Below are 8,933 nucleotides of genomic sequence, written 5' to 3'. Positions count from 1 at the left end.
CTTGGGTCCCATAGCAAAACACCGGCTTTGAGCGGGTCAGCACCCAGGAGCCGGCATTTTACAATGCTTCGCGAAGACGAAGAATCCTTCTGTCCCAATAAGTTGTGGGTTATTCAGGGCCGACCAATCTAATGCCCTATTGGGGCGAACTCCCCTTCGGGGCGATATTCGCCGTCGTAGCCGAGCGTTGAGCCTCAGAGCTGGAGTGGGAGGACAGTTGGTCCCAGACCAAGCGGCGCCGTCGAGCCGCTGTCCAAGCGTAACGGGGATCGCCTTCCAAGTGGTGGAGGTGATCACTGAGGCGGTTGCGCTCCAACCAGGTCAAAGCTGCCTCGAGTTCAGCCAGGGTCATCTGGCCTCGTCCCTTGTTGCCGGACACCCGCTTCAGCACCGCATTGTAGCGATGGTAGAGCCCCTCACCAACATGCGGCACCTGCAGGCCGGCTTCGTCCTCCACTGCCTGAGCGGCAACGGCCTCACCGATGCGAGCCCGCAGCCGCCGTTCCGTCGCGGATGGCGGCTCGATCAGGTGTGCTTGATCAGCCTTTCGTTCTCGGCGGGCCTGTTCGAAGATCGGGCCGGGCTTCAGCGTTGCGTAGCGCAGACCCAGCGCATTGCTCTCCAAGGGCGTAATTCCACGTCCCTCTCCTTCATCCCGGTGTGCCGCGAGATGCTCGGCGAGCCAAGATGGTGTCTCCGCCTCGGCATTGCGCCGGCGTTGACGGGCCAGCATCCCCTGCTCAGCCTCGATGCTGCGGCGGAAGCGGACAAACAGCGGATCGTCCGGGTGGAAGACGAGGGCGCGCTGGCTCTCGTAGGAACCAGCATGAGGATCCACTCGCGTGGCTCGGGCGATCATCTGTTCAAGCCAGGGGCGGCTGCGGATGTGGGTGAGGGCAGCCACCACCGCGACCTCCGGCGCGTCGAGCCCCTCGTAGGCCATGGCCACTGTGACCAGGATCGCTGGCTCCGCTGTCAGCCGGAAGGCGGCCAGCGCCTCAGGAGCGCCCCGCTCATTCGAGATCGCCAATCGCACCTCCCTCTCGGCCTGCTGGGATGGCATCCAGCTTCGCAGCATCTCACAGTAGCGCCGGGCACTACGCTGATCAGGCGCTACCACAAGCAGCTTGCCGAGACCCCGGACGGCCTCATCGGCAGCCAGCCCGCGCTCGGCCCGCCGGCGTGATCTGAGATTGCGTGTGGCCCTGAAGGCCTCCTGGAGCAACTCCCGGGCAAAGCCAGTCCGCAGAGCGGTGAACAGGGCAGGGCGGGTTGTCTCGGTCGGGAAGGGGCCGGATAGGCGATGGGGGCCCAGCCGAACGCCGTCGATCGCGGTTCGTCCTGCTTGCAACCAACTGGCTTCACCATCGAGGGCACCAAAGGTGATGGGGAGCACCGCGCGCTCGGCCACCGCCTGAGTTCGTGAGTAGCCGGTGATCGCCCAGCCGGGAGCCTCCAGATCAACCTCCTGCGTGCCCGCGTCGGGTCCAGTGCGATAAGGCAGCCACAGGATGCGCCGGCCATCCGCACGTTCCAGGGTCCCCGAGAGAAGCAAGCGCAGGGCTGCGGACTCCAGAAGCGGCAGCAGCGCCCGGCTCCAAGCTGAGGCATCTTCGGTCAGGGGAGGAGCTTGACCGGAGCTTGCGGATGCGGCTGGCTCGTAGTCGCTAAGAGTGGGCAGGTGATGCACCTCATCAACCACGAGCAGGGTGCGATAGCGGCGGAGTTCGGCCAGATGCAGGTCTGGTGCCGCCGCGACCGCCTGGTACGTGGTGATGTACCCAGCCAAGCCCCGGCTTGGGTCTGGTTCGTTGTCTGCGGCACGAACTGGGAGCGCGTGGCCAAGCACGGCTCGCCAGACCGGGTCGGCAAAGGCCTCTTCTGCTTGGAGGCGGAGACTGTCGCGGGGCACAACCCAGCAAATCCGCTCGACGTGGCCGGCCTCGATCAGGCGAGCCGCAGCAATCACCGGGAGGAGGGACTTGCCGCCGCCAGGCGTCACTGCCGCCAGGATGTCGGTGACCCCTGTCGCTTCACCGCGTGTGATTGCAGCGACAAGGCCCGCAAGAGCCTGCTGATGAGCCCGCAGGGGCCTTTGAGGAGACGTGGGCATATGGACGGATCCGAAGGCAAATCACCAGCGTCCAGCATGGGGCGTTTCCGGCGACGTGTGAATCCCTCCGCTTGGTGCGGCGCGCTCTTGGGATCTTTCAGCAGCCGGAAGACGCTCTGACTTTTAATCAGAGGGTCCTGGGTTCAAGTCCCAGCGCGCTCACCAACAAGATCAAAGGGTTACCGGCATCTGCCCTTTGAAGCATTTTCTCCCAGGTAGCCAATAGGTAGCCGGGCGATCTCCGCAACTGCTCGACGTCGGATCGTCTGAGGCTGATCGGCATGCCTATGGCTTCACCACCATCGCCCGGTTAGCATGGCCCCGACTCATCCGAGCAGGCGAGGGCGGTACGTATGGGGCACGACCATCACCACGATCATGACGACCACAGCCATCTCTCTGAGATTGAGCTGCGGGTGCGCGCGCTCGAGTCAATCCTGGTCGAGAAAGGCTATGTCGATCCGGCGGCCATCGATGCGCTGGTCGAGACCTACGAGGTGAAGATCGGACCCCGCAACGGCGCTAAGGTGGTCGCTAAAGCCTGGGTTGACCCGACATACCGGGAGTGGCTCCGGACGGACGCGACAGCAGCCATTGCCTCCTTGGGGTTCATTGGGCGCCAAGGTGAGCACATGGTGGCGGTCGAGAACACCCCAGATCAGCACAATATGGTCGTGTGCACCCTGTGCTCCTGCTACCCATGGCCGGTGCTCGGGTTGCCCCCAGTCTGGTATAAGTCCGCCCCCTACCGCTCCCGGGCTGTGCTCGAACCGCGCGGCGTTCTCGCTGAGTTCGGCGTGCACCTGCCGGAGACCACCCGCATTCGTCTTTGGGACTCGACTGCAGAGGTCAGGTACCTCGTGATCCCGATGCGTCCCGAGGGGACAGAGGGCATGAGCGAGGAGGCGCTTGCCGAACTTGTCACCCGCGACTCCATGATTGGCACCGGTCTCGCCCTGCAGCCGGAGGCTATTCGATGAATGGCGCTCAGGACCTCGGCGGCATGATGGGCTTCGGCCCGATCGCCATCGAGCACGACGAGCCCTGGTTCCATGCTGCGTGGGAGCGACGGGCCTTCGGCCTGACCTTGGCGATGGGGGCCACCGGCAGCTGGAACATCGACATGAGCCGGCACGCCCGCGAGTCCTTGCCGCCTGCCGAGTATCTCACCTCGAGCTACTACGAGATCTGGACCAAGGGTGTCGAAAAGCTTGTCGTTTCGGCAGGACTTGTCTCCAAGGAGGAGCTGACGCGCGGCGAGTCCCTGGCAGAGCCCGCGCCGATCAAGCGCGTGCTCAAGGCGGAAGACGTGCCGGCAGTGCTGGCCCGCGGTGGTCCGGCCGAGCGCCCGCTCGGGCAGCCGGCGCGCTTTGCCGTTGGTGACCGGGTCCGCACCCGCAACATACACCCCATGGGCCACACGCGTCTGCCGCGCTATGCCCGTGGCAAGACGGGGGTCGTAGAACTGGTCCATGGCGCCCACGTGTTCCCGGACACGAACGCTCATGGACAAGGCGAGCAGCCGCAATGGCTCTACACCGTCTGCTTTTCGGGCCGGGAGCTCTGGGGGGAGCAGGCGGATCCAACCATTAGGGTCTCGATCGATGCCTGGGAGAGCTACCTTGAGCCGGCATGAGGATATGGTCCGTCTGGCCGCGGAGGTTGCGCCGATCCCTCGCGGGAATGACGGCGCGCCTGTCTTTCGCGAGCCATGGGAGGCTCAGGCCTTCGCGATGACGCTGGCTCTGTACGAACGGGGCCTGTTTAGCTGGACGGAGTGGGCTGCTGCGCTCTCGGCTGCGATCAAACAGGCTCATGTGTCTGGTGACTGCGACGATGGCTCGACCTACTATCAGCACTGGCTGAGTGCGATCGAGCAGTTGACCAGCGACAAGGGGATTACAACCGAGCAGGCGCTGGCAGAGCGCCGCGGAGCATGGGACCGTGCGGCACACGCCACGCCGCATGGTCAACCGATCCTGCTCGAGAATGATCCAATCCGGTAGTTTGCAAGCCAAGATCGCGTGTAAGGCCATGCTGCTATGCATTGTGAGCTGACCTCAACGTGTGAGGAATGCACCCACTCCCCAAAGAGCGTCGAGTGGTACCCTGCGTCCAACTCTACATCCTAAAGCCAAAGCTATCTCAGTCGCAGCTGATAGCCTTCAGCAACCATGCTCCCGCCAGCAGTACCTCATACCGAGATTTCCGCTTTCGCGAGCAAAGCCGACATTCAGGCCACCACAGTTTGGGTCTCGCTTTGACCCGAACGCGACATTCGCGGTGTTGGCCAGTGCATTGTCGGGATCTGGCGCGCTCTATTCGGACGGTCCCGCAAACGGATCCAACCCTGCCGTTTGCCGCCCGGCGCAGATGTGAAAGCTAGGGTATCTCGGAGCCATCAAACGGTAGGAGCCCAAACCCCATCGACAGCAAACGCCTCGCCTTCGCCTGGCCACGGCGGCATGGTTGTCCCAACCGCGGTCAGGGGCTCGGGCGACATCGAGCGAAACTGAAAGCGGGTCCCGGCCGGGATCGTGATGGCAAGGCCCGGCCCCACGGCCACGATCTCTTCGTGCTGATGGGAGCGGCGCCACATTTGCCCGCGGCCCGACACAAAGTACCAAACCTCCTCCACTGTATGATGTGCCACTGCCCTTGAGACCGCATGCGGCGGCAGCGTAAAATGCGCCAGGCTGCCCCGGCTGATGCTGCACAGGACCCGCACCTCGGAACCGTCAGGGGCAGTAGCGTCAGGGAACGTGCCGAGCTGTTTGGTGGCAAAGGACATGGAGCGTGCTCCTGCAGCCGGTGGTGGACGGTTACCATACCCGATCAGGCGATGCGTTGTACGCTTCGATGCCGGTCAGGGAAGAGGCCGGTCAGGGAATAGGATTGCGGGGGCCTTCGGCGACCACCATAAGGATGGCAGAGAGCACGCCCGCCAAGGCCATGCTGCCCAGTAGAAGCATACGCAAAGGGATATGGCGGCTGGCCCAGGACAAGCGAACCGCTTCGCGATGCTGCTGCCGTGCTGTCAGCTGATCGGCTGCTGTCTTGTTGAGCAGAGTATCGACGTCATCGAGCAAGTCGATCATATCCTGGGAGAGGGCTGTTTTCCGCCAATGCTGCCGCTGATTCTTGCTTGTTTTCAGCTTTATGGACTGCGCCCGAAGAAGTGCCTCCGCATGGATCTCTCGGCGGATCACCAGAATGCCCAGGACCATCAGGACAGGCATCAGAGCAAGCAATCCGAACGCGATCCAATCAGCAGCTGTGAAGCTTGCCTGAGGGACGTCCATGGCGGTTCCTCCGCGTAGCTGTCCATAAAACGCTTCCTGAGCACATTTACGTTCGTTAGGACCGGCCCTTTGCTGCTCCTATGGTTAAGGCCCCTTTGACCAGCGTCTCATCTGGAGGCTTTCAGACAAAGCGTTAGAACCAAAACGGTTCAGGCGCGTGTCTCACGCAAGTGTCCCAGGTTGTGGCAGGAGCTCTGATGCGGCTGCTCGGAAACCTTTCTCAAACGCGGTTTTGGATCCGCGGGACCCTGGTGTTTGTGGTCCTTATCGCGATTGTTGTCCTGACGGCGAGCACATCTGTGTATTGGCATTTGCGCGCCAGCCTTCCCGTATTGGAAGGCAGTGTTGCGGTGCGTGAGCTCTCGGCTCCCGTCACGGTGACACGGGATGCTCAAGGGGTGCCAACCCTGAGCGGCCGCTCCCGGGTCGATCTTGCCTGGGTGCTCGGCTTTTTGCACGCGCAAGAGCGCTTCTTCCAGATGGATGGTCAGCGCCGCCTCGCGGCCGGCGAACTCTCCGAGCTGGTCGGAACCGCCACCCTGGACCAAGATCGTCAGCATCGAGTGCACCGCTTCCGAACGCGGGCTGCTGCAGTTCTGGCCGCCATGACGCCGGAGGAGCGCGCGGTGATCGATGCCTATGTCGGCGGGGTCAACCGCGGCTTGCGGGATTTGGACGCCGCTCCCTTCGAATACATGATCTTGCGTTCCACCCCTGCGCCTTGGACAGCCGAGGACACCATACTGGCCGTCTACGCGATCTATTTAGACCTGCAGGAAGACGATGGGGCGACCGAGCGTCAGCGGGCTGATGCCGAGGCGAACCTTGGAAGCCCGCTGGCTGCCTTCCTTTTTCCTGAGGGCACAACGTGGGATGCGCCACTCGATGGGTCGTCCCTGCCGATGCCGGCGATGCCCGACGGCAATGCCAAGACCAAGGCCGGTCTCCCGTTGTTGCTCGAGGAAGGCGGGGAGGAGGCGGTTAGTCGTGGTAGCAACAACTGGACCGTAGGAGGCAGTCTCAGTGCCCGCGGGGCGGCTATCGTGGCCAACGACATGCATCTTAACCTGAGGGTTCCAAACACCTGGTACAGAGCACGCCTCGTGCTAAGCGATGAGAGTGGCAGCACCACTCTCGACATCACAGGTGTCACGCTGCCCGGGGCTCCGAGCATCGTCGCCGGCAGCAATGGCAAGATCGCCTGGGGCTTCACCAACAGCTATATCGATACGGGCGATGTCATCATCCTCGAACCGGTCGCGGCAAACCCCGATCTCTATCGCACGCCCGCGGGCCCGCGGCGCCTTGACCACGTGGAGGAGCACCTGTGTCCGAAGGGCGCAGCATGCGAGATCCTGTCTATCGAGGAGAGCCTCTGGGGGCCTGTCATTGCCGCCGACCGCCAAGGCCGCAAGCTGGCTTATCGCTGGATTGCACACGATCCGGTGGCGGTGAACCTGCGCGGCATGTTGGACCTCGAGCGAGCCGTGACAGCAGGCGCAGCGCTGGATATCGCGCACCGGCTGGGCATTCCGCATCAGAACCTTGTCGTCGGTGATGCCCAAGGCAACATCGGCTGGACCGTGACCTCGGCGATACCGAAACGCTTCGGGTTCGATGGACGACTTCCAATGTCGTGGGCAGATGGGACCAAGGGCTGGAACGGATATCTGGCGCCGGAGGATGTGCCGGTGATCTATAACCCCGAGAACCGGCGCATCTGGACGGCAAACAGCCGAGTAGTCGGTGGCGAGGCCTTGGCGAAGATCGGCTTTGGCGCCTATGCCCATGGATCGCGTGCGCGCCAGATCAGGGACAAGCTACTCGCCAAGGATCTCTTCGACGAACAGGACATGCTGGCCATCCAATTGGATGATCGTGGGGTGTTGCTGGAACGGTGGCAGGCCCTGATGCTTCAACGGCTGCGGGCCAATAATGGAAACTCTCGCTACGCGGCCCTCATCCCAACAGTGGAGAATTGGGGCGGTCGGGCAGTCCCGGACTCTGTTGGCTATCGACTTGTCCGCACCTTCCGGACGGAACTGATCAATGCCGTGTATGCCGCCTATTCCGTGCCGACGCGAACAGGCGAGCCCGCGCCGGCAAGCACACGTGTCACTCAGCCTTTCGTCCCAAAGCAGGCCGACGAGCCGGTGTGGCGACTGTTGACGGAGCGCCCAGCTCATCTTGTGCCGCCCGGATACCGGAATTGGGATACCGTTGTGGACGCTGCAATTGAGAAAATCCTGTCAGCCGTTGGCACACAGGCGCATGGCCGACTCGAAACCTTCACCTGGGGCACCGCCAACCAGACCGAGATCAGGCACCCGCTTGCGCGAGCCATCCCTGGGCTGGCCCTCCTCCTGAACCCGCCCAGTGTCGCGCAGTCGGGGGATCTCTACCAGCCTCGGGTGGCGAGCCCGAGAACCGGAGCATCGGAGCGGTTCGTGGTCGCACCGGGGCGTGAAGGAACAGGAGTCTTTCACATGCCGACAGGTCAGACCGGTCATCCTCTGTCACCCTACTACAATGCCGGCCATGAGGATTGGTTGAGGGGCCGAGCAACCCCATTCCTGCCAGGCGAACCGCAGTGGCGAATTGTATTCGAACCACAATGAGCGCGCCTTTGATCATAAGCGCGAGGTCCGGAATTGGCACTGGGCTGACGTTAGCCTTACTTCCGTAGTGCAGGGGTAAGCGGACCTTTACACGGCAGCGCTTAAAGGCGGTCTTTGACCCATTCCGGACTATTCGCTGAATAGGGATATGCTGGAATAGCGTGGAATGCTAGTGGTCGAAATCTGACACTTGGTTCCCGCGATGATCGGCCGGCTCTGCGCCATAATCGGGCACCGCGACCCTCAAAACAACGCGCCCGCCAACGCTGTCGTTGGAACCTCCTCTTCCGAGGCGATTACCCCTTCGATTCGACGAGGATCACCAGGGACTCCGGCACCACGCCATCGAAGGCCATCGCGTCACTGGCCGCCTTGCTTTGCATCGCCGTTTTCAAGGCATCCAAGTCCGGCACGTCCATCATCACAGCCACCCGAGCCGGATTTTGTGGATCTACGAACGTTCGGATGTTGGTCACTCCGAGCGCACCGAAAAACTCTTTGCGCTTCGGTGAGGTGAGCCAGTGCTCCGTGCCCTTTGTGATGTTGTGATGGCCAATAATCGTTGGCATAGCATCCTCCCTGCGACGACGCCGACGGCCGGATCAAGAGCCGAGGCTACGATGCCCTGTTCATGCTGCGCTGTAAACCACCGCGGTCAGGCGCGGGCCGGGCGGTTCAGGGTCGTCGCCAGGGTCGTCGTGTGGGAAAAGCCAGCCGACTGCCGAAGGACCCTTTCCCAAGCAAGATCGGGAGCAGCAGCTCGGGTCGGGGGATAACCGCTAATGGGATGGACCGGCCGTGCTTACCGGCGCACCCTTCATCAGGGGCGCCCAGCACGAGGATTTGAGCCATGCCCAAAGCTCCGCTTCAGCAAGTTGCCACCCTTGGCATCGACATCGG

Annotated in this window: 8 protein-coding genes; 4 read left to right on the top strand and 4 right to left on the bottom strand. The window is 62.8% G+C overall.

Features of this window, described 5'->3' with window-relative positions; translation table 11 throughout:
• Positions 1 to 136: 136 nt before the first annotated feature.
• The gene (locus ACS5Q1_RS44785) at positions 137 to 2,113 is read right to left on the bottom strand and encodes a DEAD/DEAH box helicase (RefSeq protein ID WP_473104269.1); all 1,977 of its coding nucleotides are present in this window, start codon (positions 2,111 to 2,113) and stop codon (positions 137 to 139) included.
• Positions 2,114 to 2,466: 353 nt separating this feature from the next.
• Here ACS5Q1_RS44785 and nthA point away from each other — a divergent pair, with 353 nt between their 5' ends.
• Genes nthA through ACS5Q1_RS44770 form a run of 3 tightly spaced genes read left to right on the top strand, consistent with a single transcriptional unit; the run spans position 2,467 to position 4,119 of the window.
• The gene (nthA, locus tag ACS5Q1_RS44780) at positions 2,467 to 3,093 is read left to right on the top strand and encodes a nitrile hydratase subunit alpha (protein WP_473104268.1); all 627 of its coding nucleotides are present in this window, start codon (positions 2,467 to 2,469) and stop codon (positions 3,091 to 3,093) included.
• Entirely contained in the window at positions 3,090 to 3,749 is a 660-nt protein-coding gene (nthB, locus tag ACS5Q1_RS44775; protein WP_473104267.1) for a nitrile hydratase subunit beta, read from the top strand. The genes nthA and nthB overlap by 4 nt, the downstream gene beginning before the upstream one ends.
• Positions 3,736 to 4,119 carry a nitrile hydratase accessory protein gene (locus tag ACS5Q1_RS44770; protein ID WP_473104266.1) on the top strand — a complete coding sequence of 128 codons (384 nt, stop codon included), beginning with the start codon at positions 3,736 to 3,738 and terminating at the stop codon, positions 4,117 to 4,119. Before nthB ends, ACS5Q1_RS44770 begins: the two co-directional genes overlap by 14 nt.
• Before the next feature lie 395 nt (positions 4,120 to 4,514).
• Here ACS5Q1_RS44770 and ACS5Q1_RS44765 read toward each other — a convergent pair whose 3' ends face one another.
• Together ACS5Q1_RS44765 and ACS5Q1_RS44760 are read right to left on the bottom strand one after the other, a co-directional pair.
• Complete coding sequence (locus tag ACS5Q1_RS44765; protein WP_473104265.1) at positions 4,515 to 4,904, bottom strand: cupin domain-containing protein; 390 nt, start codon at positions 4,902 to 4,904, stop codon at positions 4,515 to 4,517.
• Positions 4,905 to 4,995: 91 nt separating this feature from the next.
• Positions 4,996 to 5,340: a hypothetical protein gene (locus tag ACS5Q1_RS44760; RefSeq protein WP_473104264.1), complete on the bottom strand. Its 345-nt coding sequence runs from the start codon at positions 5,338 to 5,340 to the stop codon at positions 4,996 to 4,998.
• A 272-nt stretch (positions 5,341 to 5,612) separates the two neighbouring features.
• Between ACS5Q1_RS44760 and ACS5Q1_RS44755 the strand changes: the two genes are divergently transcribed.
• Complete coding sequence (locus tag ACS5Q1_RS44755) at positions 5,613 to 8,033, top strand: penicillin acylase family protein (protein WP_473104263.1); 2,421 nt, start codon at positions 5,613 to 5,615, stop codon at positions 8,031 to 8,033.
• A gap of 296 nt (positions 8,034 to 8,329) precedes the next feature.
• On the opposite strand, the gene ACS5Q1_RS44750 is transcribed toward ACS5Q1_RS44755, so the two are convergent.
• Positions 8,330 to 8,602 (bottom strand): hypothetical protein, encoded by a 273-nt coding sequence (locus tag ACS5Q1_RS44750; RefSeq protein ID WP_473104262.1) that lies wholly within the window; start codon positions 8,600 to 8,602, stop codon positions 8,330 to 8,332.
• Between the last annotated feature and the right edge of the window lie 331 nt (positions 8,603 to 8,933).

Source organism: Microvirga sp. GN3, assembly GCF_055792825.1.
Note: the sequence above shows the minus strand (reverse complement) of the source record. Positions and strands in the feature narration are given on the sequence as shown.

What these genes read in the sequence shown, in the direction of transcription:
- ACS5Q1_RS44750 (WP_473104262.1), bottom strand. Translation starts at nt 8,602, where the DNA reads ATGCCAACGATTATTGGCCATCACAACATCACAAAGGGCACGGAGCAC.
- ACS5Q1_RS44785 (WP_473104269.1), bottom strand. Translation starts at nt 2,113, where the DNA reads ATGCCCACGTCTCCTCAAAGGCCCCTGCGGGCTCATCAGCAGGCTCTT.
- ACS5Q1_RS44765 (WP_473104265.1), bottom strand. Translation starts at nt 4,904, where the DNA reads ATGTCCTTTGCCACCAAACAGCTCGGCACGTTCCCTGACGCTACTGCC.
- ACS5Q1_RS44755 (WP_473104263.1), top strand. Translation starts at nt 5,613, where the DNA reads ATGCGGCTGCTCGGAAACCTTTCTCAAACGCGGTTTTGGATCCGCGGG.
- nthA (WP_473104268.1), top strand. Translation starts at nt 2,467, where the DNA reads ATGGGGCACGACCATCACCACGATCATGACGACCACAGCCATCTCTCT.
- nthB (WP_473104267.1), top strand. Translation starts at nt 3,090, where the DNA reads ATGAATGGCGCTCAGGACCTCGGCGGCATGATGGGCTTCGGCCCGATC.
- ACS5Q1_RS44760 (WP_473104264.1), bottom strand. Translation starts at nt 5,340, where the DNA reads ATGGTCCTGGGCATTCTGGTGATCCGCCGAGAGATCCATGCGGAGGCA.